This is a genomic window from Leptolyngbya sp. FACHB-671 (genome assembly GCF_014695745.1).
GTDB lineage: Bacteria > Cyanobacteriota > Cyanobacteriia > Elainellales > Elainellaceae > JAAUTN01.
This window is the reverse complement of record NZ_JACJOV010000132.1, coordinates 1-25270: the sequence shown is the minus strand read 5'-3', so window position 1 is coordinate 25270 and position 25270 is coordinate 1. Positions and strand designations below refer to the sequence as shown.

Annotated in this window: 24 protein-coding genes and 1 pseudogene; 12 read left to right on the top strand and 13 right to left on the bottom strand. The window is 49.9% G+C overall.

Features of this window, described 5'->3' with window-relative positions:
• The first annotated feature begins 13 nt into the window (after positions 1-13).
• Both H6F93_RS19805 and H6F93_RS19800 read left to right on the top strand, forming a co-directional pair.
• Positions 14-1135 carry a response regulator gene (locus tag H6F93_RS19805; RefSeq protein WP_242043534.1) on the top strand — a complete coding sequence of 374 codons (1122 nt, stop codon included), beginning with the start codon at positions 14-16 and terminating at the stop codon, positions 1133-1135.
• Positions 1136-1272: 137 nt separating this feature from the next.
• On the top strand, positions 1273-2313 hold the full coding sequence (locus H6F93_RS19800) for a hypothetical protein (protein ID WP_190641186.1): 1041 nt from the start codon (positions 1273-1275) through the stop codon (positions 2311-2313).
• Between the two features lie 273 nt (positions 2314-2586).
• Here H6F93_RS19800 and menB read toward each other — a convergent pair whose 3' ends face one another.
• Both menB and H6F93_RS19790 read right to left on the bottom strand, forming a co-directional pair.
• Complete coding sequence (gene menB, locus H6F93_RS19795; protein WP_190684286.1) at positions 2587-3420, bottom strand: 1,4-dihydroxy-2-naphthoyl-CoA synthase; 834 nt, start codon at positions 3418-3420, stop codon at positions 2587-2589.
• A 21-nt stretch (positions 3421-3441) separates the two neighbouring features.
• Positions 3442-4023 carry a TerB family tellurite resistance protein gene (locus H6F93_RS19790; protein ID WP_190684283.1) on the bottom strand — a complete coding sequence of 194 codons (582 nt, stop codon included), beginning with the start codon at positions 4021-4023 and terminating at the stop codon, positions 3442-3444.
• Positions 4024-4199: 176 nt separating this feature from the next.
• Here H6F93_RS19790 and H6F93_RS19785 point away from each other — a divergent pair, with 176 nt between their 5' ends.
• Positions 4200-5513: a hypothetical protein gene (locus H6F93_RS19785; protein WP_190684280.1), complete on the top strand. Its 1314-nt coding sequence runs from the start codon at positions 4200-4202 to the stop codon at positions 5511-5513.
• A gap of 18 nt (positions 5514-5531) precedes the next feature.
• Here the strand turns inward: H6F93_RS19785 and H6F93_RS19780 are convergent, their stop codons facing one another.
• Complete coding sequence (locus tag H6F93_RS19780) at positions 5532-7553, bottom strand: DICT sensory domain-containing protein (RefSeq protein WP_190684277.1); 2022 nt, start codon at positions 7551-7553, stop codon at positions 5532-5534.
• 321 nt (positions 7554-7874) lie between these two features.
• On the opposite strand from H6F93_RS19780, the gene H6F93_RS19775 reads away from it, so the two are divergent.
• Positions 7875-8633: a HEAT repeat domain-containing protein gene (locus tag H6F93_RS19775; protein WP_190684274.1), complete on the top strand. Its 759-nt coding sequence runs from the start codon at positions 7875-7877 to the stop codon at positions 8631-8633.
• An 81-nt stretch (positions 8634-8714) separates the two neighbouring features.
• Here H6F93_RS19775 and H6F93_RS19770 read toward each other — a convergent pair whose 3' ends face one another.
• From H6F93_RS19770 to H6F93_RS19760, 3 genes are all read right to left on the bottom strand, one after another.
• Positions 8715-9395, bottom strand: a complete 681-nt coding sequence (locus H6F93_RS19770; RefSeq protein ID WP_190684271.1) for a TraX family protein — start codon at positions 9393-9395, stop codon at positions 8715-8717.
• A 123-nt stretch (positions 9396-9518) separates the two neighbouring features.
• A complete protein-coding gene (locus tag H6F93_RS19765) occupies positions 9519-11372 on the bottom strand; it encodes an ABC transporter ATP-binding protein (RefSeq protein WP_524537976.1) in 1854 nt (617 codons plus the stop codon).
• Between the two features lie 45 nt (positions 11373-11417).
• Positions 11418-11561, bottom strand: a complete 144-nt coding sequence (locus H6F93_RS19760) for a hypothetical protein (RefSeq protein WP_190684268.1) — start codon at positions 11559-11561, stop codon at positions 11418-11420.
• An 812-nt stretch (positions 11562-12373) separates the two neighbouring features.
• Between H6F93_RS19760 and H6F93_RS19755 the strand changes: the two genes are divergently transcribed.
• Positions 12374-13114, top strand: a complete 741-nt coding sequence (locus tag H6F93_RS19755; protein WP_190641194.1) for an LmeA family phospholipid-binding protein — start codon at positions 12374-12376, stop codon at positions 13112-13114.
• A gap of 185 nt (positions 13115-13299) precedes the next feature.
• Entirely contained in the window at positions 13300-13932 is a 633-nt protein-coding gene (locus H6F93_RS19750; RefSeq protein ID WP_206755751.1) for a DUF4115 domain-containing protein, read from the top strand.
• A 102-nt stretch (positions 13933-14034) separates the two neighbouring features.
• Here H6F93_RS19750 and H6F93_RS19745 read toward each other — a convergent pair whose 3' ends face one another.
• Positions 14035-14271: a hypothetical protein gene (locus H6F93_RS19745; RefSeq protein ID WP_190641196.1), complete on the bottom strand. Its 237-nt coding sequence runs from the start codon at positions 14269-14271 to the stop codon at positions 14035-14037.
• Positions 14272-14739: 468 nt separating this feature from the next.
• On the opposite strand from H6F93_RS19745, the gene H6F93_RS19740 reads away from it, so the two are divergent.
• Both H6F93_RS19740 and H6F93_RS19735 read left to right on the top strand, forming a co-directional pair.
• Complete coding sequence (locus H6F93_RS19740) at positions 14740-15612, top strand: SMP-30/gluconolactonase/LRE family protein (protein WP_190684262.1); 873 nt, start codon at positions 14740-14742, stop codon at positions 15610-15612.
• Positions 15613-15747: 135 nt separating this feature from the next.
• Positions 15748-16452, top strand: coding sequence for a hypothetical protein (locus H6F93_RS19735; protein WP_190684258.1), 705 nt, complete (start codon positions 15748-15750; stop codon positions 16450-16452).
• Between the two features lie 158 nt (positions 16453-16610).
• Here the strand turns inward: H6F93_RS19735 and H6F93_RS19730 are convergent, their stop codons facing one another.
• Both H6F93_RS19730 and cysC read right to left on the bottom strand, forming a co-directional pair.
• Positions 16611-16991, bottom strand: coding sequence for a hypothetical protein (locus H6F93_RS19730; protein WP_190684254.1), 381 nt, complete (start codon positions 16989-16991; stop codon positions 16611-16613).
• A gap of 389 nt (positions 16992-17380) precedes the next feature.
• Entirely contained in the window at positions 17381-17938 is a 558-nt protein-coding gene (cysC, locus tag H6F93_RS19725; RefSeq protein ID WP_190684251.1) for an adenylyl-sulfate kinase, read from the bottom strand.
• A 263-nt stretch (positions 17939-18201) separates the two neighbouring features.
• On the opposite strand from cysC, the gene H6F93_RS19720 reads away from it, so the two are divergent.
• Positions 18202-18897: a TMEM165/GDT1 family protein gene (locus H6F93_RS19720; RefSeq protein ID WP_524537975.1), complete on the top strand. Its 696-nt coding sequence runs from the start codon at positions 18202-18204 to the stop codon at positions 18895-18897.
• A gap of 250 nt (positions 18898-19147) precedes the next feature.
• Complete coding sequence (locus tag H6F93_RS19715; protein ID WP_190641201.1) at positions 19148-19360, top strand: DUF8139 family protein; 213 nt, start codon at positions 19148-19150, stop codon at positions 19358-19360.
• Positions 19361-19379: 19 nt separating this feature from the next.
• Here the strand turns inward: H6F93_RS19715 and H6F93_RS19710 are convergent, their stop codons facing one another.
• Positions 19380-21554, bottom strand: coding sequence for a hypothetical protein (locus tag H6F93_RS19710; RefSeq protein WP_190684248.1), 2175 nt, complete (start codon positions 21552-21554; stop codon positions 19380-19382).
• Positions 21555-21717: 163 nt separating this feature from the next.
• Between H6F93_RS19710 and H6F93_RS19705 the strand changes: the two genes are divergently transcribed.
• Entirely contained in the window at positions 21718-22428 is a 711-nt protein-coding gene (locus tag H6F93_RS19705; protein ID WP_190641203.1) for a response regulator, read from the top strand.
• A 78-nt stretch (positions 22429-22506) separates the two neighbouring features.
• Positions 22507-23619, top strand: coding sequence for a sensor histidine kinase (locus H6F93_RS19700; protein WP_190641204.1), 1113 nt, complete (start codon positions 22507-22509; stop codon positions 23617-23619).
• A gap of 33 nt (positions 23620-23652) precedes the next feature.
• Here the strand turns inward: H6F93_RS19700 and H6F93_RS19695 are convergent, their stop codons facing one another.
• The 3 genes and pseudogenes from H6F93_RS19695 to H6F93_RS19685 form a co-directional block, all read right to left on the bottom strand.
• Positions 23653-24162, bottom strand: a complete 510-nt coding sequence (locus H6F93_RS19695) for an SBBP repeat-containing protein (RefSeq protein WP_190684245.1) — start codon at positions 24160-24162, stop codon at positions 23653-23655.
• A gap of 78 nt (positions 24163-24240) precedes the next feature.
• Positions 24241-24321, bottom strand: a pseudogene (locus H6F93_RS35865) (SBBP repeat-containing protein); the annotation flags it as partial.
• A 108-nt stretch (positions 24322-24429) separates the two neighbouring features.
• Complete coding sequence (locus H6F93_RS19685; protein WP_190684242.1) at positions 24430-25008, bottom strand: SBBP repeat-containing protein; 579 nt, start codon at positions 25006-25008, stop codon at positions 24430-24432.
• Positions 25009-25270 lie beyond the last annotated feature (262 nt).

The window sequence follows — 25270 nt, the reverse complement described above, 5'->3', positions numbered from 1 at the left end:
GTTCCCTATCGGCTTGGGCAGGTTGTTTACCGCGATCGCACCTCATGAAAAATCCAAGATTCAGCGCATGATTCGGATCTTGCTAGTCGATGACCAAACTATCATCTGCCAGGCGTTGAAAGCTCTACTTGACCGTCAACAAGACTTTCAGGTCGTTGGCATTGCCGCAGATGGGTACACCGCAATCGAGCAAGTTGCAGCTCTGCGACCCGATGTGGTGTTGATTGACATTCAAATGCCAGGACTGGACGGCGTTGCCGCAACGCGATTGATCAGCCAGAGATTTTCGGGCGTTAAGGTTTTGGTGCTAAGTGGCCATGACGATGGCGCATATCTCAAAGCGGCTCTCAGTGCAGGTGCACAGGGCTACTTGCTTAAAGATACGGGCGCAGAAGACTTAGCAGCTGCGATTCGATCTGCTCATCGGGGTTATGGTCAGATGAGTCCGGGGCTGTTTGAGAAGATGATGTCCCGGAAGGAAGAGGAAGACGTTGCCATTCCCCCTCCTGCACCTGAGTCAACTCAAGCTGTCTTATCAGAGACGGAGTTGCTGCTGCTGCTGCAAAGTTTTGACCCGCCTGCACTGTCAGATGTGGTCGAGCGGACAAAGGAGCAGGGGGCAGCCACCGAACTGCTCAACACCCTAAGCCATCACTTGAGAAGTTCCCCAACTAACTTGGCGACGCTTTACCTATCTGGAGCGTTAGCCGGAAGTCGGGCGGCTCAAGACCCAGAACAACGGTCTTCTGCAATGCAGTATCTGCGGTTTGGCTTTAAAGAAGGAATTCGACAAGGGCTACCTGCTGAACATTTGCTGCTGTTTTACCGGGAGGGGGCAAAACTGGAGTCCGAGGAGGCATTTGGCTGGCTATCGCAAGCCGGAAGTCCCTGGAACAACGAGGCAGGGATGGTATTTCTCAGCCAAGAAGCTGCCCAAACCTTTGGTCAAGACTCCGTTCAGTATCGAACCCTATCGGCGCTAAGGCAGATCAGGAGCCTAAGAACCTTAAGCGAAACCTGTAGATCACTCACTCCCAAGCTGCAAGTTCTACGCCAGGGACTCACCAAGCTTGAGCCAATGGTTCCCGCGATCGCCCACGCAGGTGGTCGCACCCAGCAAAACGGCAGAAGATAGCCCCGTTGGTGCTGCTACCCGCAGTGTCCGATCCGCAAGTGCCCCCTTGCCAGTAAGCCTGTTCCTAACCTGCCATTCCCCTACCCACCCACCCGTCAACCTACAAGGCGCTGATCTGCGAGGAATTTAATATGATTATGGCAAATCAAAAAAACGAGCTAGAGCAAGTCGAGTTAGAGCTTTCAGAACTGCGAAGCCATCTCGAGCAATCCTTTGGCGTACTGGACGGGCTAGCCCAGGTACAGGCACGATTTGAAGAACTGGCACGCACCTATCAAGATTTCAAAGCGCGGGTGGGTGAAGCCGGGGCCGTGTTGGGTACTGTCACTCAGCAACAGCAAAAACTAGAACAGCGCTTCTCTAGCCTGGAGCAGGAGATTGGGTCAGGCTGGAGCGAGATCCGCAAAGAACTGTCTCAGATTAGGGGTGAAGTAGGAGAGGGCGATCGCCAGCTCAACCAATCCATCACGGAGCAGGTGATCCATCTTCAGCGGTTAGAAGAACGGTTTGGTGACGTTTCACGCAATTTGACCAATCAGCGAGACGAAATCTCTACAGAACTGTCTCGCGCCCATGAAGCACTCAGAAACCAGGTCGAAGAAGCCAAAGCCAACCTGGAAGCCTTCGTTCAAACTCAGGGCGGTTCTGACCAACGAGTGGCAGAGCTAGAGAAACTGATCGAAGCAAGCTGGAAACAAGCCCGTAACGAGCTATTGCAGGCCCAGGAAGAACTCAGCACCGCCGATCGCACCCTGGGCTCTGAAGTGTCTAAGCAGATTAACGGGCTAAAGCGAGAAGTTGAAGGGCGGCTAGGCACCATCCTGCAAGAATGGATGAACCAGCGGGAAGCGATGCGCGCCCCGATGGAAGAATTTGAGGCGCGGCTCAGAACTGAACTGCGGGCTAACCTTACTCGCTTGCGCGAAGCAGGGCTAAATCCAGCCAGCTTTGAGAAACTCGACAAACTCGAAACCCAGCTGCGCGGCGTTCAGTCCTCTTCTCAAGAGACAAACAAACAGCTTCGCCAGATGAGCAAGCGGTTGACCCTCACCACCGTGATTGCTTGCGTTGCTCTCGCCCTGCCCGTTGCCCTCGTTGCACTCAACCCAGATTTACTTCCCTTGGGCAACGCGCCCGCCCAACCGGACGCTCAACCAGGCGCTCAACCAGACAATTAGGGAACTCCAAACAATCAAGATCAAGGATGAGGGATAGGAAATGAAGTCAGGTGGACAAGGTTCACCTGATACCAATTTGAAGATGTTGCAGATGTGGGTAGGGGCGCACCGCAGTGCGCCCTTACAGAAATTGACGTGTGACTTCTTCAATACCCCTCAGGCATGAAACTTAACAGGAGCATCGGCTGTGTTGGGTTTCGCTTTGCTCCACCCAACCTACAAGTTAGGGTGCTGTGGTTGTTTAGAGGTACCGCTTCATCCGTCATTCTTCCTCTACGGCAGCCAGGGATATTGGCGAAAGTCGGGCTTGCGTTTTTCCAGAAATGCCTGCTTCCCTTCTGCTCCCTCTTCAGTCATGTAGTAAAGTAACGTGGCGTTGCCTGCTAGCTCTTGTAGCCCTGCCTGCCCGTCACAATCGGCGTTAAAAGCAGCTTTGAGACAGCGGATGGCGATCGGGCTTTTTTCCAGAATTTCTTCTGCCCATTGAATGCCTTCTGCCTCCAGTTGCTCAGTCGGAACAACGCAATTTACCAGTCCCATTTCCAGAGCTTGAGCAGCGCTGTATTGGCGGCAGAGATACCAAATCTCCCTGGCTTTTTTCTGACCAACAATGCGGGACAGATAGCTTGCACCAAAGCCACCGTCAAAGCTGCCGACTTTTGGACCGGTTTGACCAAAAATGGCGTTGTCAGCGGCGATCGTCAGGTCACAGACCAGATGCAGCACGTGTCCGCCACCGATCGCATACCCCGCGACGAGGGCAATCACGACTTTGGGCATCGAGCGAATCAACCGCTGCAAATCCAGCACGTTGAGACGTGGAACGCCTGTCTCATCCAGGTAACCTCCCTCACCCCGGACGCTCTGGTCGCCACCGGAGCAGAAGGCGTATTTGCCATCGGTATGGGGTCCTGCGCCCGTAAACAGGACAACCCCAATGCGGCTGTCTTCGCGGGCGTTGCTAAACGCGTCGTAGAGTTCAAATACCGTTTTGGGGCGAAAGGCGTTACGTTTGTGGGGACGGTTAATGGTGATTTTGGCGATGCCGTCAGTTTTGTGATAGAGGATGTCTTCGTAGGTCTTGGCGACCTGCCATTCAACTTGCATTAATTGCGTTTGCCAAAAAGTTTACGTATCCATTGTGCTGGGAAGGGTGGGCAACGCAGCAAGTAGATTGTTGGCAACTTGCGATAAGCCCAATTCCACAGTTTTAAAGAAACTGGGATTGAGCAAGGCTCTGATTTGGATCAGGGCTTCAGGGTCAGAAATTTCCTGGTGGCTAAATCCGTTTTCTAATGCGGTGATGTGGCGGACATGGACATCAAGGCGATGGGCGATCGCTCTCAGATACATTGTCTCTCGTGCATCCACTTCACCATCAGAAGCAGCCATTTCATAGCCCAGTGCGATCAGCAGCAACCGTTCTGGTTCTGAAAGGGGGGTTGCCAGGTTCAAGACCTGCTGAGGGTTGAGATAAACTTGCTGCCGCTCAATCCCGTGGATCATCTCCTGAATGAGCGGATAAAGGCTGTGGTCTGGCGTGACAAAAGACTCCAGCAACACTTGCAGCCGCTGCTGTTCGGCGCTGTCTATTTTGCGATCGATGACAATCACGCCTAACATCACCGTGACCAGTGCTGCCAAAAACAGCAGTGTGGGGCTGAGATCTTGTGGCTTGAGATCACGCCCGGTCACTTGTGAGAGTAGCATTATCGCCTCCGGATTAACCAGGGATACATCCATACGCCAATATTGTGGGTTTCATAGTCTACTCTTAGCCCAGAACTCTACTGTAAGGCAGAAATTTTAGGCAAAGTCATAATCTTTCAGGCTTAACCCCTTACCTTAGTAGGTGACTATATTCTCGTTGTGCCGAAGGTTGAACTGTGAACGCGACTTTAGAACAAGCTCAGACTTTAAAGCAAGCGTTGGTGGATTTTGTGCTGGATGCCGAAGGCGATCTGGCGGAAGCGCTAGAAACCTATGCGGCAGAACAGGCACGGCGAAAAGGCGTTTCGCAAGATCTGATTATCGATATGTTTTTGACCGAGGGCAGAGTTGGCGACAAAACGCCGATCGCCCTCTTTATCGAAGATCAGCCTGACTTAGGTGAAGCCGATCGCCAGCTTGTACTGGGCTGGGAAAAAACATTCACTGGCTTATTTGCCGTCGAACAGGTGATGCCAGATGGCTTTGAGCTAGTGAACTGGCTCACCGAAAAGCATTATCCGGTTAAACCAACGGGCGATCGCCCTACCACTGAACTAGCCCGTCTCAAGCCTGGGGAAATTGTGCTGACCCGGATTTCGCCCCTAAATGAAACAGACTGGATTTTCTCCGGGCCGTTGTCACTTCTAGGAAAGCTAGGCAAACCCAAACTGGCAGTGGCGATCGGCAACTTCAAAGACAACCACAAACAGTCCCTCTATGGCGATGCGCCAGACTTGCTAGAAGAAGCATGGCAGTCAGTCGAAAAATATCACCTGGCATTCTTGGACTTCTTTGGCAGCGAGGAAATTACCTTACCTGGCTATCAGCTCAATAAGCAAATGGGCGAATTTCGGGAAGTCCTTTCCAAGCGCTTCCTGGCAGATGCTGGTATTGACGACTCAAAATCGTTAGCCGAACTCGCTGCCGAAGCCGGAATTGACGAAGAGGAAATGGCTGCTGTCGCCGAGGAATCCGGAGCCGATGCAGAAACAATTTCCAAAGTGCTAGCCAGCAAAGGCGGCAAAATGGCGGCACCCCAGGTGCAACTACCCGACGAATTGAAAAAGGCAGAACAGGTCACGGTACTAGCTCATCCCAAATGGGGACAAATGTTCCTGCCGCATCACAGCCAGTTCAAAGCCATCCTGGAATCAGAGGACTGGCAAACGAACGAACGAACTGGCAAGCTGGTTCGCCAATACTTACAGGCTCCCGAAGCAAACTTTTTTGTCTGGCAGCAATTGGCAGAACAGTATCCCCAGCGGCTTGAGCAAGTTTTGCAAACCGTACTGGAACGTCCTGACTTTCAGTTAAAGGATTTAGCAGCCCTGCTAAGAGAGAACGGCAAGCCCACAGAGCCAGAACTTCCCGAAATTGCCAGCGTCCCAATTCACCTGCACAACCTGTTTGAGGCTGCGATGATCGAGGTGAATAAGTCCAGTAAAGCGAAGGGCAAAAAGGCGAAAAAGAGCGGATTTGGAAAAGGGTAATGAGTAGGACTTAAACCCCTACCTCAACGTTGCCCGACTGCGACCTCGGCGGTTTTTGCTGGTGACAGGGGGACGAATCAAGGCTCTGGTGTTGGGTGCGACTTCAGAATTATCTTTAGCGATCGGGATGGTGAAATGAAACTGGCTGCCCTGATCTCGTCCTGCTGACTCGGCCCAGATTTTCCCGCCTAACCCCAAAATAATTTGGCGACAGATAGCAAGTCCTAATCCAGTGCCGCCAGCGGTGCGGCGTAAAGCTCCTTCTTCCTGGTAGAAGCGATCGAAGACGACTTCCAAGCGATTGGGTTCGATGCCGCGTCCGGTATCGGTGATGGTAACTTCTAACATGTCACCGCCATTCGGCTTTGCTTGAATTAACACCTGTCCTTCTGGCTCGGTGAACTTGCAGGCATTGTCAAGCAGTTTCGAGAGAACTTCTACCAGCCATTCGCCATCTGCTCGAACGAGCGGCAGTTCTACAGGCACTTGAGCTTCGATGTCGGGCAAATGTTCTTTAGTTTTGCGGGTGCGAATGCTGCTTAACGCTAAGTCCACACATTCGTCCAGGGCAAGGGGTTCCAAGTGCCATTCCACCCGACCACTCTCTAAGCGAGATAGGGTGAGGAAGTCTTGCACCAGCTTTCGCATCCGTTCTGCGTCGGTGAGGGCGGAGCTAAGCATGACCTGCCGCAACTCCAAGGGCATGTCGGGTTCGCTAGCAAGGCTTTCGAGGCAAACCTGAATGGTCGAAAGAGGCGTTCGCAGTTCGTGTCCGGTGATGGCAATCAGGTTGCTGCGGGTGCGTTCTAGTGCTTCTAGCTGTTGGTTGAGGTCTTCCAGGTTGGCGTAGGATTCAGCTTGAATCAGGGCAACTCCAAGTTGGGTGGCGATCGCCTCCACCATGGCAATGTCGTCTTCTTCCCAGGGATGCGGTTCCGGCGCACAACCCTGTAGCTCAACCATGCCCATCAATCGCCCCTGATAAACAATCGGCACCATCACCCACGAGCGAATTTGCCAGCGATCGATCCAGTCTTTGAGTGGCGTCAGGTCGTAGTTTGTTTCCTGTTGGGTGTCGGTAACGGACACCGGTTCTCGCTTTTGGGCTACTACTTGAAATAGCGGATTGTCTTGCAAGGACAGCGTTTGATTGGACAGAGATCTGAGGGTCGGAGCCGCCAAAAATTCATGCTGCACTGTAACGGACGTATCTGCTGGCTTACAGCGGTAGAGAATGCAGCGGCACACGTCCATTGCTTGCCCCAGTTCTTGGACGGCGACGGTAAAAATCTCTTCAGGATCGAGCGATCGCCGAATTGCCGCGGTGATTGAATTGACCAATCGTTCTTTGCGTTCCTGTGCCGAAATCGAACGGTAGGCCTTGAGCAGCTTGTATTGTCCCGCCTGCAAATACGTGACTAATCGTTGCACAAAGGGATCAGGGTCAACGCCCTGCAAACCCGATGAAACCTCCTCAGTCAGATATTCTTGCTTTGCCTGTTGAACTTTGGCTGCTAACTCAGGTCGATATTCTAAAACTCGGTCAAGCAAGAGGCTTGCTGCGGTACAGCTTACCTGTCGGTCAAACGTCCAAATTCCCTCAAACCGTCGAGTTTGATCCATCGGCATTGGCTCAGCTGACTCAGCGTCTACGACGGCTACCTTACGCTCTCGGCAGATCAGGCAGGTTGCATACTGTTGCCCAATTACGACCAGGTGCCACTCTTGACTAAGCTGATCGTCTGGCTCGAAGGCGATCGTTTCATATCCTTGCGAGGCATTGGTAAAACTGGTTTCAGGAGCCGCTAATACATAAACTTGCGGTGTGAGTTCGGCAATTCGCAGGTAGCGGTGAGACTCCTGACGATAAAATCGCTCGCGCTGAAAACTAGCAATGACCAAGGGCCGATTCAACCCAGCCAACACTTGATCTTCCATTGCGTGCGAGAGCGCCGTTAGGGATGACTTAAAGTAAAGCTGCGATCGCAAACGCGGAATTCTTTGCAGTAATTCTTCCAGCACAGAAATAGCGATGCTCATTGATGGTCTTCTCTATCAATCCAAACTCTGGGCAAAATCCAAGTCATAGGGTGCTAGGCGGCTTGCTGCATAACGGCTTCTCTGCCTTGCTGCACTTAAGCGGGGTCTGGTATTGTCAATCAATTGAAGCCGCACCGAGTGTTAGCTGGAAGATGATCACTGGAGAGGGGCATTGAGAGATAGTTCCTCCTACGTCCAATATACGACTCTAACCCCCAGTCTTGTGCAGCTAAAATCTGTCGTAAAGGTTCATTAAGGTCTACAACCTAATCAAACATCCTCTTGGTTTAAGCAATACCGCTTTGCGGTAAAGTTGACAGTATGTATGACGATGATGAGCTAGCCGTGTTTGACACTGAGATCGAGCTAGAAAGCCCATTAGACAAAATGGGTTCGGTCGATGATCAGACAGAGGCAGAAAAACCCAACCCAGAAGCGATGTTAGCGCTGCTAGAGGCTCCACAAAATCAGCAGCGAATGTTGGCTGCGCGAGCTTTTTGTGAACTGGAAGATGTGCGGGCAATTCCGCTGTTGGTGAAGCTGTTGACAGATGCGTGTCCGCTAATTCGAGTCAGTGCAGCCTATGGCTTGGGAAGAAACCCTAGTCCGGATGCAGTTGAGCCGTTGATTACTCAACTTCAGCAAGATTGGAATGGTTACGTCAGAAAGGGAATCGTTTGGGCACTCGGAAACTGTCGCGATCGCCGTTCTCTAGAACCTTTAATTGACGCACTCAAGACCGATATTTCGGCAGTAAGGCTCTGGGCTGCAAGCTCTCTGGCGCAAATGGCAAATGTTAGCTATGAGGCGATGATCACGTCCATTCCGCCGCTGATTGAAGCCCTGCGGCGTGATCCCGTAGCTGCCGTGCGGAGCAATTGTGCCTGGTCAGTCGGTCAGCTTTGCCGGGAATTGCCCTCCAACGTGGTTTACGCGACGGCAATCGATGCGCTGCTTGAAGCATTTGCCGAAGACGAGGAACTGGGTGTGCAGGAAGATGCCAAACTTGCGCTGTTGAAAGTGGGCGACCCTCGCGGCTTGCAGGTGATTGAAGAAATCGAGCAAGACGGCTTGCTATAAGATTCCTAGTTCCCAATCTGGAAGGGATCTGGCATTGCCAAGCCCGTACAGGAATTGCTGCGTCTTCAATTCAAACTGGTATTACATTAGCCAATCCCGAAGTAGCCAGAGAATCAACAAATGTAGCGGATAAAAACTGTAGAACCACTTTGCCTTAGCTCCCTGCTCGTAGTTCGCGAGTTGAAAAATCATTGGAGTGGCAATCGCCGGAAACTGAAAAACGCCAAAGTTAAAGTCCGCGATTAGCAAAATCAAATGCGGCAGCAGCCACAGACCCCACCAAGCGAGATAAGGAATGGTAGGAGACTGAGGTTTGGGTCTGAACGGAGACTGAAATTGGGCAATGATCCAGGTAATCGCAATGCCGTATATGCCGTAGTTGAAGTGAGCAAACTCGGCGATCGCCCCACCCGTCATCCAAATCGGGAAAGCTAAATCAGGCGCAAGCTTTGCACCTCTAAGGCAAGCTAAACCAACCAACAGGGTCAGCAAAATATTGATATCCGGGCTGTTGTCCTGCTGGTTAAATACCAGCCAGTACAGCGGTTGAGAAATGATTCCCGCAATGAGCAGTCTGACTCCGTAGCGCCAGATATTGCGGGTGTACTGCTCACCCTGCACCAGCAGCCAGACAAACAGCGGAAAGCTGAGGCGACCCACCATCCGAAAGAGTGGCTCTTCTGGAAAGAAAACGTACCCCACATGGTCAATCACCATGAAAATGGCTGCCAGGAGCTTAATTTGATAGTTTGTTAGCCCCATTTCAGCCTTCCAATCCGGCAACAAGCCAACTATAGCGAAACGACCTAGACCTCAGCAGATATGTCCGCTCAGATCTGCGACTTCTCTAAGAAGTCGCACTGAATCTCTGAATTGAGACAGGGATTACTTCAAGCCCATTTGTACCCGCCAAAGGCTTGCGTAGATGCCCTGCCGCTCTAGCAGTTCCTCGTGCCGCCCTTGCTCAATTAAGCGCCCGTATTCCATCACATAAATGCAGTCGGCATTGCGAATGGTGGAGAGGCGATGGGCGATCGCAATCGTTGTGCGGTTTTGAGTGATGCGCTCTAGCGATCGCTGAATTGCGGCTTCCGTCTCGTTATCGACCGCAGAGGTAGCTTCGTCCAGGATCAAGATTGGCGGATTTTTGAGAACGGCACGGGCGATCGCTAATCGTTGCCGCTGCCCACCTGATAGTTTTTGTCCCCGTTCGCCCACGACCGTGTCATATCCCTGTGGCAGTCGTTGAATGAAGTCGTGCGCTTCAGCAATTTCCGCCGCTGCAATTACATCGGTGTGGCTAGCATTAGGTGTGCCGTAGGTGATGTTCTCCCAGACGGTGCCGTGAAACAAAAACACATCCTGGCTGACTAGCCCAATCGCCTGTCGCAAATCGCGCAGTTGCAGCTCGCATAACTCAATGCCATCCAGGGTAATTGAGCCAGACTGAATTTCGTAAAGCCTGAGCAAGAGTTTTACTAGGGTGCTTTTGCCCGACCCCGTCGAGCCCACAATGGCGATCGTTTTGCCTGCCGGAATGTGCAGCGATAGATGTTTGATGACGGGAACCTGATCGCTGTAAGCAAAGCTCACATCCTGCAAAATCAACTCACCTTTAACAGAATCAGTCGGTAGAGCAATGTGTCCAGGTGGCGCGGCAATTTTTGTGTCGAGCAAATTCATTACCCGCGCGGTGGAAGCCATTGCTCGCTGGTATTGATCCAAAGTTTCGCCCAGACGGGTCAACGGCCACAGCAAGCGTTGGGTGAGGAAGACTAAAACACTATAGGTACCCACGGAAATTACGCCTCTGGAGGCTTCTAAACCACCGTAGAGCAATGTTGCTGTGAATCCGACCAGAATGATGATCCGAATTAGCGGTACAAAGGCCGCGCTAAGGGCGATCGCCCGTCGGTTGCTCTGCCGATACGCTTCACTTTCAAGGGACAGTCGTTGAATTTCGTACTCCTCAGTCGTAAAACTCTTGATCGTCGTGATGCCGCTGAGGTTGTTAGAAAGCCGACCGTTAAGCAGACTCACCTTCTCCCGCACATTGGCATAGCGGGGTGCGAGGAGACGCTGAAACGCAACCGACCCCCACAAAATGAACGGCATTGGCAGCATCGACATCCACGCCACACTGGGCGCGAGGATAAAGAAGGCGGCTCCAATAATCACTACCGTTGTCGTGACCTGAAGAATTTCGTTTGCCCCAAAGTCTAGAAATCGCTCTAGCTGGTTAACGTCATCATTCAGAATCGACATCAAGCCGCCCGTACTGCGCGACTCAAAATAGGAAAGCTCCAGATTTTGCACATGGCTATAAGCATCAAGCCGCAGGTCGTGCTGAATCGTCTGGGCTAGATTACGCCAGAGTCGAGCGTAAGCATACTCAAAGATCGACTCTAGCCCCCAGATCACCATGCTCAACAGCGTCAGTGCCAAAAGCTGACTAAATACGGACTCCAGCCCCAATCGAGCAAGCATAGAGTCCTGTTGTTCAACCACAACATCCACCGCTATCCCGATCAGAGCAGGAGGAGCCAGGTCAAACAACTTGTTGAGTACAGAGCAAATCGAAGCCTGCCAGATTTGCCGTCGGTAAGCACGCCCATAGTGAATCAGGCGCTTTAGAGGAGAAGTTGAGGCGACCTGTGCCTGATTTAAAGGCCGGAAGTGTGGCTCTTTCAGAGGTTTGCCTGCTGCTGTTAAGTCTTTCCAATACTTAGTTTTAGCCAATTTCAACCCTCCGCAAATAACGCACCCTAACTATTTTCGCTATTTCTAAAATTTTTTACCGATGTTGTAACAGCTGCATTCGAGTGTTCCTGGAGAGGCGATCGCATCAACAATGACCCGCTGACGTACTTCAATAAGCATCTCACGAGCATGAGAAGGAATGTCTTTAGCTGGAAACCGTTGATTCAATAAAGAAGGCGGTTCTCTTGGATTGATTCGGTAATCACTTTCCTGCTGCCATCTGACTCAAATCTATAAACCTTGCCCCGCTCGGTGTCAAGAAAAACCGAATTTCTTAAGCAGTTGTTGTCAGGATTTCTGGCAATTTTAACAATTGACGAATTTGACTAGTAATTGGGTGAAGCAACTGCTCCTGGTTAAGTGTTTCTCGTATCATTTTAATTCTCTTAAAGCGACTTAATCAGCTAATCAGGGAATGCTAATTGACTCACTACAACTTATTTTTCCTGGCATGAAGGAAACAACTTAAGTTTGAACGTAATAATTGACGTGGGCTGAGAAATATCACATAGCTTTGACGTATCATTCGGCACTCCACCCACATGGGTTTTCCTTTTCTACAAACCTTGCTTATTTAGAGCAGAGGGATACGTGCTTCAAAATCCTTTGGTCTTCTCTAACCCACTTTGAAGAGAAACCCAAACCGCTCAAAAACTCCCGCTGGAAGGGCAACTAGAGCGAGCTTTGAGGATGTTTGCTCCGATTGGAGCACCTAAAATGCGCCTAAGTCTCGTGTGGGCGTAAAGATGCTCGGCTTCACCTTCTGTTTAGATAAGTCCTGTCTCTACTAGATGCCTACTCAGTAGGAGAAAATGGACATACCCAACTTTACTTCTAAGCAGCTTCTATCAAGATATAGAGGCGTTTCTAGAGATCAGCATCTATGGTGACTTCTAAAGGGATAGAAATTAACGAAAACCTGAGTTTAATTTTGTCTAGTTACTTAAGTGGCTCATAGAAGCACCAGGAGTTAATCAAATATGTCAAACGATCCAAGCCTTGAAGAACAGGCAGTTTCACAACTAGTAGAGAGAGGTCTGTCAAGTCAGCTTAATGCAGCAGAAACTTTAGATGTAAACATTCAAACTAGCATTCTCCAAATCCTTCAAGGCAAAGTAGATTCCGTCTCAATTGAAGGACGGGGTTTGGTGTTGCAAGAAGGGATCCGTGTGCAAAAGTTGGAATTGCAAACAGACAATGTTGCAGTCGATTTACTCGATGCGCTGTTGGGGCAAGTCAAGCTGAATCAACCGGTCAACACGACGGTTCAGCTAGAGTTAAATGAGGCAGATATTAATCAGGCTATCAACTCAGATTTTGTGCAACGCCAATTTCCCCGAATAGAGCTAAAGCTGCCCGACCGGCTCGTGATCTTGGAGATCAAGTTACCGATGCAAATTCATCTTTTAGAAGGGGGGAAGCTAGGAATAGACGGGAATATGCAAATCAACGATAAAAATACTAGTCATCAGATTGGCTTTTGCTCGATTGCTAGCCCTCGTACAGATGAGCAGCCTATTCGGTTAGATGAGTTTCGCTGTACTGCTGGAGAAGGGATTGCTTTAGATGTAACGATCGCCATGATGCAAAAAATGCAGGAGTGGGCAAGCTTGCCGTATTTCGACTTGGAGGGAACTGCCCTCCGCTTGGCTGAGATGAATGTGCAAAAAGGCAGACTAACGCTCAAGGTTGAGGCACAGGTGCGGCAGGTTCCTGCATAAAAATTGGCTCGGACATGCTCGGTTTAGGGCGTGCTTAATGCCATTTCAAAAGCTAATTTCTTTCCCTTATCGCAAAAGCGCACCTTTCGAAATGGAGCCTAATACTCATTGGGAACATCCATGCTTTCGTTGAGTCACGGAGTGCAATTCAACTTTTCTGGGTCGTTATACCAATGTTGCCCTCTATGTGCTTCACTTCCCATCCCGTGTTTTTGCAATGCCTAGTTGGTTTCGTCACATTGGGTGCGATCGCTCATCCTGCTATTGCCCAAACTTTAGCCCAACCCATCTCTGATGAACTGGGGATCACCTTGCAGTCTGATGTGCAGCAGATTGACCCTGACACTGGTACTTTAACTGCCACTGGCAATGTGCGCCTAAGCTATCCCGAACGGCAACTGGAAGGATTTGCAGAACAGGTTCAATATCTCGAAAGTCAAGGGCTGCTGATTCTATTAGGTGAGGCTCGTCTGATACAGCAGGGCGACGTGCTAGAGGGAGAGCAAATCACCTGCCGAACCGATGTTTGGCAATGCACGACTGATTCATCTACCCTCAGTGCTGCTGACTCAGCCTTGTCTATTAGTCTCTCTTTGCTGGATGAGGCTTGGGTCAGAGTGACAGTAGACGGCGTGATCGAGCATGAAGGTGTGATGCAAGCGGGCGATCGCCACTTTTGGCGAGCAACTGAGCAAATCACGATTCGGACAGGGGATGCGGGTGCCGTCTTGGTGTCTCGAAATGGAGCACAACCTCAACCTATGGGCGATCCCGGAGAGGTTGAAGAAATTACCTTCTCCACCCCTGAAACGCCCTAAAAAAATCCATCAAATAAATTACAAAAGGGAAATGGGAGGTAATGCCCAACGCTGCCTCCCACTTCCCTTAAATGCTTTCTGATGCACACGCGCTGCCCAGTGCTAAACGGGGATCGCTTCTGGGGCTGCAAGAGCCAAGATGTGGTAACAAGACGGAGTGTCTGCCCCTAACACTTCATTAATCCGATGTCTAATCAGCACATGTAGGGTTTGAATGGAATCACTAAAGTCATGCTTGACATTTAGGACAGCCGTTTGCTTATGAAAGTCCTTACCGTAGTGAGCAACAAAGTAAGTGTAGCGGTTTTCGTTTGGGGCATCGAGGACGAAATCTTTCATGTGACTCTCCTAGAGATGGAGGCTAATCAGTGGATATGTTTGTAGCGTAGAGCGAGAAATTGGGGGGAACGTTCAAAGCGGTAGAAAAACCTGGCAGAAGTGAGTTAGATGAATTACTTATCTCAAACCAGCTCTTGCCAACCCGTTTAGTCTCTTAACTATCTTGAGATTAAAGCCATTAACTGTGGTTCTCCACAGTGTTTCTACTTGACTAAACGACAAACAGAAATTTCCCTTCTAGGGAACTCAGTGATCTTACGTCCCTTGGGGCGCTTTGAAAAGCGAAAGGAGTAAATTGCCTTTGCTTTCAGGCTTAATAACTCTAGGTTCTCTAATTTGGGCTCCTATTGCCATCCTGCTATGGAATGGCCTTGCTGAGTGAAAGAGGTGTGCCACAACAGTAAACGACACATCGTGATGAAATTATGACGCAAATCTCCCATCGGTTGTTCCCATTAAACACTTGTTATGAAAACTCCTTCCATTCTTGTTGACTGCCAATGTGAAAACGCTGAAGGTCCGCTTTGGCACCCGCTCGAGCAGTGCCTTTATTGGACAGATATTCCTGCGGGTCACCTGTATCGCTATGATCCCATAACTAACACCAGTGAACAGATTTATGAGGGTGAGCCTGTTGGTGGTCTCACCATCCAAGTGGATGGTTCGCTGTTGTTGTTTAAGGCACGGGGGGCGATCGCCCGCTGGCACAACGGTAAAATCACAACGATAATCGAGCAGCTAGAGGAAGAACGAGAAACCCGCTTCAACGACGTGATTGCTGACCCGGCCGGGCGCGTCTTTTGTGGAACAATGCCAACGCCCGATCGCTTAGGACGGCTTTATCGGCTCGATCCAGATGGTTCTTTAACAAAACTGTTAGAGGGTATCGGCGTTTCTAACGGAATGGGCTTTACCCTAGACCGAAAACAGCTTTATTACACCGACTCACCCACCCGAAAAATCTATCTGTTTGACTACGACCAGGCGACTGGTGCAATCAGCAACCAGCGAGTTCACATTGAAACACCAGAATCAGAAGGGGTTCCCGACGGAATGACTATAGATGCGGCAGGCTATTTGTGGTCAGCGCGCTGGGATGGTGGACATTTATTTCGCTATGCACCTGATGGCACCGAAGTTCTCCGAATTCCGTTTCCCGCCAAAAAGATCACGAGCGTCACGTTTGGTGGCACTGACTACACCACCATTTATGTCACAACTGCAGGAGGTGACAACCGCGCCGAGGAGGGATCAGGTGCTGGAGCTGTGTTTCATTTCAACTCTGGCATCCAGGGTGTACCCGAATTTTTCTCTAACATTGCTGTTCCTGCTGGAGCTTAGTTATGTAGCAGCCCTAAACCATTTGCGCCTTTAAAATTGGGTTGGAGAGGAACTGAGGGCGGAAAGTGGAGTGAGATAATTGAAGTTGTTTAGCATCTCCAGCAAAAGCTTTTTAGAACGCAAAACTTGCTTCAAATGATCACAGGTATAATATTTACCCTAATTCTTTTAGGTGGTCTATACTACTTCGTCTTCTACCCTAATCAGAAGCTAAAGCGAATTAGGAGTAGTCCTATTTTAGAAGTAGATGGAGCAAGTACTCGCTACCCCAACTTACCGTTAGGTGATTTAGGTGTCTTTTTTGAGTCCAATGCAAATCGCAGAATTCGAGTTGTTTTTCCGAAACTGACACCCGATGGTGATGTGCAGTACATTTACTCCTGGCATGATCTACGATTCATTCGTATTCCTACTTCACGGGGGGCAGGGCAGGGCAGAATAAATCTCAAAATAGCTCAAGAACTTGCTTTCTTGATGAAGGAGCATATTCAATTTGTTGAGCCAGAAATTCTGAATTTAAGAAGACAATGGCACAAGATTAACGAACTGCTTGAGCTAGTAGCTACGTCAGATTTTTATGCTAGTCAGCAGGAAATTTATGAAAGAGCTCTGCTTCAGGTAGAAAATTTGCTAGATAAGGCAGAAGAACTACAGCAGGTTTATGTTCGTTTTATTCGAGAAGTTCTGATTGGTAGGCAAGTTGCTGGCTATGACCCAACTCTGCTTTTGAGTGACAGTGTGACCATTGATCACCAATACAAGAGAATTCGGGAAGAGTATCAGGATATGAAGGAGACAGCAACAGCCTATGCTGAGCTGCTACGCACACGTCAGTTTTAGTTAGGACAGCCATCAGTTTTGAGATGATAGGCGCTGTTAATTTGTGCTAGTTGATATCAATAAAAATGCCCAGTCGAAGACTGGGCAATGTATTAGACAGCAACTCTAGTGCGCTAACGAAGCTGTAGAGTTATCAGCATTGGGAGTTGATGAGTTAACTATCTGTCCAAGTTTTCGCGGCGGGCTTCATCGAAGCGATCGGTAAGGCTAACTTCGGTAGAAACGCCTTTGTCTAGATTTTCGCGGCGAGCTTCATCGAAGCGATCGGTAAGGCTGACTTCGTTAGAAATGCCTTTGTCCAGATTTTCACGGCGGGCTTCGTCAAAGCGATCGGTAAGGCTGACTTCGTTGGAAATGCCTTTGTCCAGATTTTCACGGCGGGCTTCGTCGAAGCGATCGGTGAGGCTGACTTCAGCAGAAATGCCTTTGTCTAGGTTTTCGCGGCGGGCTTCATCAAAGCGATCGCTTAAAGCAAAACCAGGAGTAGCATAGGCAGAGAGAGCCAAAACAGAAAGGCTGGTGAGGATGTAGCGTTTCATGGTGTTGTCTCCTAAATAATCGATAAGACTGGCTGTCTCTAAATCTGCTTAGCTGTCGCAAAGGTAAGTACAGCAGCAAGTAGATTTTCGAGATTTGAACGGCTCAGAGAAGCTTCTAGTTGTTATTGTTTGGGCTAGAACTATCTGTTACTTATTATGTTTGCATAGTTTTTGTTTTAATGCAAATAGTTTTTGTAAAGACATTCTCTGGAAATACTATCCGGTCATGATAAAGCGCAGGAGAGCTTAGCTCTCCTGCGCTTTATCGCAGCTCTTATGGTGTCTACAAGCCACAGATCTAGAGGCTGGATTGCAAGGCACTGGCTCTCGAAATCACTCGAACTCTCTAGATGCTGTATCCTCTGGCGAGCAAGCAAACCCTTTGCAGCTCAAACATTAGATGTCTGAAGCTCTGTAATGTAGTCAGCTTCTTGTAGCTTAGCCAGAACCTGGGCGACGCATTCTTCCAGGGTATGTAGATGAGTTTGGCACTCCACCTCGGCATTGAGCGGCGGTTCGTAGGGATCGTCGATTCCGGTGAAATGTTTGATCTGACCAGCACGGGCCTTTTCGTAGAGTCCTTTTACATCCCTCTGCTCGCAAACCTCTAGTGGCGCATTGACGTAGACCTCAATGAAATTGCCAATTTTATGTCTCACTTCGTCTCTGATATCGCGGTAGGGCGAGATGGCGGAAACGAGGACAATAACACCATTTCGAGTCAGCAAGTGAGAGACAAAGCCGATGCGACGGATGTTTTCGTCCCGATCAGCTTTGCTAAAGCCTAAGCCTTTGGTCAGATTTTGCCGGACGATGTCGCCGTCTAGCACCTCGACTTTACAACCTTGCGATCGCAGTTCTTTCTCGACTGCCATCCGAATCGTTGTCTTGCCTGCACCGCTTAACCCAGTAAACCAAACTGTTACCCCACGATGGCTCGCGCCCATGCCTTACTCCTATCCCCTAACTTCGCTACTGAAACTTTAGTTAATCTTTATCAACCTATCATGGAGTTGGCTCCAGGCTTACACTTGAACATTCAATCAAGCCGTGTATAATGATGCTACTTGAAGGGGAGTAGCTGCTGGTACGAGTTGCCAGCCCATCTGAGTCAACATGCTGGCGATGAGCCTGGTTCAGATGACGATTTAGCGATTTACAGCTTTTCGCAAGCGAGACCTTCACTGAGTTCACATCTGAGGTGAACTTGGTGAAGCATTATGCCCATCAGGTTCCTTCAGACTGCTACACCTATCTGAGGGAATACAGGAGCATGTTAGCTGCTTTTACAGCCGGTCTTTTACTGATTACAGTTCAGGAGTTGGGCGATAAGACTTTCTTTATCGCTGTAATTTTGGCAATGCGCCATTCGCGGCGATTTGTCTTTGTGGGAGCTATCACCGCTCTAGCCGTCATGACGGTTTTATCAGTGCTGGTTGGACAAGCAGTTTCCTTTTTGCCTGCGATTTATGTCAGGTATGCTGAAATTCTTTTATTCATCGGGTTTGGCTTAAAGCTACTGTACGACGCGAGCCAGATGACCACAGCGTGTAGCTTGGCTGAACAGCAGGAAGCGGTGGAAGTGGTAAACCAGGCGGAGTCTAAATTGCCCAAACACTATACTGACCTGGCTATTGTGCTAGAGGCATTTACGCTAACTTTTTTAGCAGAATGGGGCGATCGCACTCAGATTGCGACGATTGCATTAGCGGCGGCTAAACCTCCCGTTGGGGTAGCACTTGGGGCGATATTGGGGCACGCCATTTGCGCGGCGATCGCCGTCCTGGGCGGCAAATTTATTGCCAATCGCATCTCAGAACGAACGATTACGAGTTTAGGAGGGCTGTTATTTTTGGTTTTTGCTGCCCTATCAACTGCTGATTTGCTCTGGGGCAAAGCCGGGTAAAGACGTAGTAGTATCTCTGCCACTGTAATAATTGTCACACAATATCCTCACTTCACCAGGAAGCTAGCTAGGATCTAACTAGTAGTCTTCTATACAGTTCCGCAGAATCCAGATTCTTATTGTTTGCCAATCTCATTGCTTGTCAAACAGACGGTGGTAGATGGGGGGGGTAAACCGGTTTCCCCCTACTTGCCACCTGCCATCTATTTCCTACTCTTCATCCTTCATCCTTTCGAGGTGGAGGTGCATCATGCAAACAGCAAAATTCAAACCGGGCGATCGCGTCAGAATTCAAGTCAACCGACTTATGCCGCCTTATCATCTCAACGGCAGAACAGGAACCATTGTCAGCGAACCGAAGATGACTTCCCTTTGGGGGGTTGCTTACACGGTTGAGCTAGACGGTGATGAGCTGCATCCTAAAATTCATGAGATTGATTTGATGCCTCTCAGGCTGCGATAGGCTTGGTTCTCTTAGTTTTCTAGGATGCCTGACGTGGCACGTAGCCCGACAGCTCAGGGACATAAGTGCCAAATAGGGAACCGTCAGCATTGTAAAGTTCGAGTGGCACTTGTGTACTCTCGCTAATATCTGCCAACGCTCGCAGTAGTGCATTGCTATGGGCTGCTGCTTCTGCCTGAACGTTGGGGTTGCCTGCCGCTTGTCCGTTGGCGATCGCCTGTTCGATGGCCTGATCGTAGTCGGGTGTAATGTTTACCTGAATTTCTTTGCCCGTCAGCGTAAAGGTGCAAACTCGGACTGCTCCAGCGCAGGTTTGCTCTAGTTGAGCTTGAGCATTTCCCCGGGCGACAGCAGACCTGAGCGTTTCCTGCGCCTGCGATAGGGAAGTTGTGTATGAGTTGACCAAAGGCTGTACCTGACCGTGATAGCTCGTTCCCGTTGGGATCTGTTCAGCGTTGGCAAGGGCGCTGCGCCATTGGCTGACTGCCTGTGACCACTGGTTTTGCTGTTCTAGCTGACGGGCTGCTTCTGCCATAGATAGCGCCTGGTTGTAGGCTTTGGCTGAGATTTCTTCTTGCAGTCGGCGATCGCCTGCCTCGTCCAGTCTGGGTTGATAGATTGCTAAAAGCTGTTCAGCTTCGGCGTGAGCCATCGTGCCACTGGGAATCTGCTGCAATAGGTTGACGACGACCTGCCAGGTGACATGAGCTAACTGCCAGCTTTCAGGGGAGTCAGCTACACCTTCCCGCGCTTCAGCCAGACGAGCGGTATCTCTAGCAAGCTTGATTTTGTCTTGTGCTTGCTGTTCGATCACAATCCGCTGATTAATCATGCTCAGGCTAGCCTGATATTCTGTCAGCTTTTGCTGGGCTAATGGGTAAATGGGATGGTTTGGCGAAACCTGCTCGAGGGGGGCGATCGCCCCTTCCCACATTCCCCGAATTTCCTCCCACCTGCTTAACGGATGAGGTGGATTTTGACTCGCATGGGCCGCTTCATTCGCAGTTTGCAGCGCTGTGACGACCTGCCCCAATGCCTCAGATTGCCTTCCATAAACTTGTAGCAAAGCTTGTGCTTCGGCATATTCCCCTGACCATTGCGGAATTGTGCCTAGTAGATAGCTCCCTTCTGCCAGCTTTTGATAAGCCTCACTCACATCCATTGCTGACGAGTTAGCCTGCGCCAATTGAGCTGCTTCCTGACTGAGCCGTTGAGCCGTTTGCAGTGGCACACACGCGCCAATGACACAAGGACGAGTCAGCATGTACAAGCTGCCAGCCAAGGCAAATAGTCCTGCCGCAGCTCCCAATCCCACCATTGATACGGGCAAGCGAGAAAGGAAAGTTGACCTGGAATGAGCCGTAGGTAAAGCTACATCAGTACTTAGCTCAGAATCAGATTCGGAGTTTGACTCAGCCTCATGCAGCACCGCAAGCTCGGTAGCATCTGAACTGCTCGTTTCTAAATGGCTGCTTGTCTCTAGATGATTAGCTTCTAAAGGCTCTGCCTTTGGAGAGTCAGCTTCTACAGGGTCAGCCTTCAGGGAGTCAGCTTCTAAATTGGCAGCTAAATTGACAGCTTCAGTTGCTTCACCTGGAACCTCATTCTCTTGGGTTGCAGCAATTGCATCAATTGCTGCAATCTCATCAACCGCCAATTCTTCCTCTGCTGCCGCAGTGCTCCCATCGGACAAATCTAAATCGTCTGCTTGAGTGCTAACTGCTTTGCTGCTAACTGCTTTTGCGTCAGTTGCTTGCACGCTAGTTGCTGGAACAGCAGGTAAGCTCAGTATGACAGCATTCTGATGTTGAGGACTGCCAGCAATTCCTGCTTGCTGCACACCATCCAGCGCTCTATCCGCTGGGAATGGATCTAGCTCAAATCCATCTGCCGCATAGGGTTCGTGTTCCCCCGCAATGCGGAGATAAAATCGGACTGCTAGAGTCCCAGGAGAGGCGATCGCCGATCGAATAAGATCAGGATAAGCTTGCCGGACAGTCTGCTCAAAAACCTCAAACGTTCTCCAGGGATTGGGCGAAACCTCATAAGCGTGTTGAGCCAAAATAATCAGCGTTTGCTGCTTGATCGCGCATTTCACCTGAAGCGGAATCCTTAGGGGAAACTGCATTTGCACTTCTGCTTGCAGTCGATGTCCCAAAACTTCCATCTCATCCCGGCGTATTGCTGTTTTCATGCCACACCCAAGTGTTGGATTTTGTTTGAGTTCAATAGTCTATGCCAGTAGTCTGTACCAGTGGATAATCAGGACTCATAGCCACACTCCAGACCAATTTACACAATCTGGTTTAATCTGTCCTACGGTTGAGCAATTTTTCTAGAAAATTACGCTATCTAGCATGGATATTCTCATTGTTGAAGACGAAGCTGAGATCGCTCAGCTCATCCAACTTTATTTAGAGAAGGAAGGATTTTCCTGCCGCACCTGTCGAGATGGCATCACGGCGATCGAGATTTTTCAGGAGCAAAAACCCGACCTGATCATCCTCGACCTGATGATTCCTGGGCTGGATGGCTTAGAAGTGTGCGCCCGGATTCGTCAAAAGCCAGGGAGCAAAGACCCCTATATTCTGATGCTGACTGCCAAGGGCGAAGAACTTGACCGCATCATTGGTCTTTCTACTGGGGCAGATGACTACATGGTGAAGCCCTTTAGCCCTAGAGAACTGGTTGCCCGTGTGCGGGCGCTGTTGCGGCGCACCTTGCGCCAGGGTGGACAGAGCCAAACTTACCACACCCAGCACTTTTCCATTGATATGGATCAGCGGCTCGCGCATCGTCAACTTGACAATCAGGAACTAGAACCACTCGACCTGACTGCGCTGGAGTTTGAGTTGCTAACTACGTTCATGAGCTACCCTGGTCGTGTTTGGAACCGGACTCAGCTGATCGAAAAGCTGTGGGGCAGCGACTTTTTTGGGGACGAGCGGGTTGTGGATACTCATGTTGCCCGCCTGCGCAAAAAAATTGAACCTGATCCTGCTAATCCTACGTTCGTCAAAACGGTCATCGGAGTAGGCTACAAATTTGAAGACACACCAGCAGGCTAAGCTGGTAGCTGGTCACTGCTCCAACCCCGTTCCTACATTCTTCACCTGCATCCATGCCCTCCACCCCCGCCCCCACCAATGGCAAAGCTTGGACTGCGATCGCGCCTATTTCTGTCCCACGTCATTGTGATGATTGTGGGACTGTTGACGCTGACTACCATCGGCAAGTTCTCCTCACCCCGGTTCTTTGTGGTCTACCTGGAGCGCATCGAAGGAGAAGGCTATAGCGTTCGGCAGGTGCGAACTCAACTGATTCAAGGGTTTGAGTCAGCTTGGAGCCGTGGCGCAGTCTGGTCCGTCGTGTTGGGAGCGACTGCGGCGGGTGGCTTGAGCTATTTGGTATCTAAGCGAATTGTGCAACCGTTGATTCAAATGGAGGAAATTACCAAGAAGTTTTCTACCGGAAATTTAGAAGAACGGGTTCCCGCTTACGAAATTCCAGAGCTAAACCAACTAGCCTCCAGCTTTAACCGGATGGCGGCTGAGCTAGAAGGCGTGGAGCAGCGACGACGAGAATTGGTTAGCGACCTGACCCACGAACTGCGAACGCCGCTGACCGTCCTGGAAGGCTACCTGGAAGGGTTGGCGGACGGCACAATTGACCCAACCGAAGATGTTTATCACCTGCTGGCCCGGGAAACCAGCCGAATGCGGCGGCTAGTCAACGATCTGCAAGAGCTCTCCAAGATGGAGGCAGGTTACTTGCCCATTGATGTGCAGCCCGTCGATTTAAAGCCGATGCTGACTTCTCTGGTGCAGAAGTTTTCCGACCAGCTTTTGGAAGAAAATAGCCCCAAAATTCAGTTGTACTACCCGCCCGATACGCCTCTGGTGCTAGCAGATCCAGGACGCGTCGAGCAGGTTTTAGTCAATTTGCTCAGTAATGCTTTGCGCTATACGCCATCAGGTGCAATTCAAATTCAGGTCTACCAGGGCACAAATAAGCTCTGGATTGCCATCGTGGACACAGGTTTGGGCATTGCTCCTGAGGATTTGCCGCATGTGTTTGAGCGATTTTGGCGGGCAGACCGATCGCGCGATCGCCACTCAGGAGGCACGGGTATCGGTCTAGCTATCTCCCGTCGCCTGGTTGAGCTTCAGGGTGGCACCATCGAAGTTGAAAGCGAACTAAATAAAGGCAGCACTTTTCGCTTTTCACTGCCTCTAGCACCCGTAAAAGCTTTGAGGTAGATCGACATACTTTGAGGCGTTAGGAAATCAACTTCAAGCGGGCGAATACCTCGCGAACCAAGCACTTAAGTCTTGCGAACCTGTTCCTACCAAATCGCCATTTGTGTACCCTGCTGTATAAACATTGCCCCGTCGATCTACTGTCACATCTAAAGATGCGTCAAACTGGTTGCTTCCTAGTTGCTCAGACCAGGTTTGCTGTCCACTTGCTGTGTATCTGACAATCCAGGCATCGTAAGTTCCCGATCTGCCAGCATTGTTGCTAAATAAATCTCCATCTGTGTACCCTGAAACGAAAGCATTGCCACTTTGATCAACGGCAATTCCTTCAGCAAAATCTATTCCGGCACTGCCAAACTGCCTGCGCCACAACAGCTTACCGTTAACGCTATATCTTGCAATCCAGCCGTCTTCCTGTCCTGCATTCGCTGCGGCTAAGTTGCTACTTGTATAGCCTGCGATGTATGCATTGCCTCGCCGGTCGATGGCAACACCAAAGGCTTTTTCGTTGCCCGTACTGCCTAATTGCTTTCGCCAACGCATCCGACCATTTGTGTTGAATTTTATAATCCAAGCATCTGCCTGTCCAACGTTAGGGCGAGCGAGGCTACCTTCTGTGCCTCCGGTGAGATAGACATTCCCTCTTAGATCAGACGCTATGCCAAAAGATTCATCATTGTCAGCAGTGCCAAATTGTTTAATCCAGACTCGCCTACCGTTACTTTTGTATTTTGCTACCCAGGCATCATTACCGCCTGCGTTAGTTCCGGCAAGATTGCCATCCGTAAGGCCAGTAAGATAAACATTTCCCTAGCGATCAGTCGCTACCCCATAGGCTTCATCACGACTAGAAACTGGAAATTCGGGTGTAGTAGCCTGTGCCCCAAAGCGTCTGAACCATAGCTGTTCTCCTTGCGTGTCGTATTTCACGACAAAAGCATCTCGGCTGCCTCTAGAGAAGAGTTCTGCACCATCCCAATATCCTGTGACATAGACATTGCCTTTCTGATCCACAGCAATGTCATTAGAACCATCGAGCTGATCGCTGCCAAATTGCTTGAACCAGAGCTGCTTGCCGTTGGCGCTGTACTTAGCGACAAAAATATCTGATTCTTCAAGACCAGTAAGACCGACAGTATTTCCTGAGACGTAAACGTTACCTGCTCTGTCTGTCACTATGTCCGTTGCCAAACTATTTCTGTCCAATCTGAGTTGCTCGATCCAACGGCGATTAAATACTTGATTGGTATTAGCGGTAGAGAGGCTAGAACTAGATTGACTGCGAGGGCTAAGTTGCAGGGAGGATAGCGGAGAGCGATCGCCCTGCTTCAACAAAGGACTCAACTGGTTGGAGAGGCGTTGAGCAGCATTCCGAATTTGAGTATTCATAGATAGGCGGCTGTTGCGGGTGGACGCCTCCCAACTCTAACCGTCCTAATTTTGAATCATCAACAGTAACAGCCAATACCATTTGGTTCTTAGCGCTACTGCAAAAAACAATTTGAGAAACCGCAATTCCACCATTGCCGGAACTGTGTTCAATAGACCTCTTGCATGAATCAAGAGAAGAGCTGAAAGTAGATTAGCCCTACTGAAATGAATGACTCATGCTCTACCAGCAAATCCAAACCCTGAACCCAGTTGTTTTTCG

Bases quoted from the DNA above. Each gene is read 5' to 3' on its own strand.
- H6F93_RS19800 (WP_190641186.1), top strand. From the start codon at position 1,273: ATGGCAAATCAAAAAAACGAGCTAGAGCAAGTCGAGTTAGAGCTTTCA.
- menB (WP_190684286.1), bottom strand. From the start codon at position 3,420: ATGCAAGTTGAATGGCAGGTCGCCAAGACCTACGAAGACATCCTCTAT.
- H6F93_RS19790 (WP_190684283.1), bottom strand. From the start codon at position 4,023: ATGCTACTCTCACAAGTGACCGGGCGTGATCTCAAGCCACAAGATCTC.
- H6F93_RS19780 (WP_190684277.1), bottom strand. From the start codon at position 7,553: ATGAGCATCGCTATTTCTGTGCTGGAAGAATTACTGCAAAGAATTCCG.
- H6F93_RS19775 (WP_190684274.1), top strand. From the start codon at position 7,875: ATGTATGACGATGATGAGCTAGCCGTGTTTGACACTGAGATCGAGCTA.
- H6F93_RS19770 (WP_190684271.1), bottom strand. From the start codon at position 9,395: ATGGGGCTAACAAACTATCAAATTAAGCTCCTGGCAGCCATTTTCATG.
- H6F93_RS19755 (WP_190641194.1), top strand. From the start codon at position 12,374: ATGTCAAACGATCCAAGCCTTGAAGAACAGGCAGTTTCACAACTAGTA.
- H6F93_RS19750 (WP_206755751.1), top strand. From the start codon at position 13,300: ATGTGCTTCACTTCCCATCCCGTGTTTTTGCAATGCCTAGTTGGTTTC.
- H6F93_RS19745 (WP_190641196.1), bottom strand. From the start codon at position 14,271: ATGAAAGATTTCGTCCTCGATGCCCCAAACGAAAACCGCTACACTTAC.
- H6F93_RS19740 (WP_190684262.1), top strand. From the start codon at position 14,740: ATGAAAACTCCTTCCATTCTTGTTGACTGCCAATGTGAAAACGCTGAA.
- H6F93_RS19735 (WP_190684258.1), top strand. From the start codon at position 15,748: ATGATCACAGGTATAATATTTACCCTAATTCTTTTAGGTGGTCTATAC.
- H6F93_RS19730 (WP_190684254.1), bottom strand. From the start codon at position 16,991: ATGAAACGCTACATCCTCACCAGCCTTTCTGTTTTGGCTCTCTCTGCC.
- cysC (WP_190684251.1), bottom strand. From the start codon at position 17,938: ATGGGCGCGAGCCATCGTGGGGTAACAGTTTGGTTTACTGGGTTAAGC.
- H6F93_RS19715 (WP_190641201.1), top strand. From the start codon at position 19,148: ATGCAAACAGCAAAATTCAAACCGGGCGATCGCGTCAGAATTCAAGTC.
- H6F93_RS19710 (WP_190684248.1), bottom strand. From the start codon at position 21,554: ATGAAAACAGCAATACGCCGGGATGAGATGGAAGTTTTGGGACATCGA.
- H6F93_RS19705 (WP_190641203.1), top strand. From the start codon at position 21,718: ATGGATATTCTCATTGTTGAAGACGAAGCTGAGATCGCTCAGCTCATC.
- H6F93_RS19700 (WP_190641204.1), top strand. From the start codon at position 22,507: ATGGCAAAGCTTGGACTGCGATCGCGCCTATTTCTGTCCCACGTCATT.
- H6F93_RS19695 (WP_190684245.1), bottom strand. From the start codon at position 24,162: ATGCGTTGGCGAAAGCAATTAGGCAGTACGGGCAACGAAAAAGCCTTT.
- H6F93_RS19685 (WP_190684242.1), bottom strand. From the start codon at position 25,008: ATGAATACTCAAATTCGGAATGCTGCTCAACGCCTCTCCAACCAGTTG.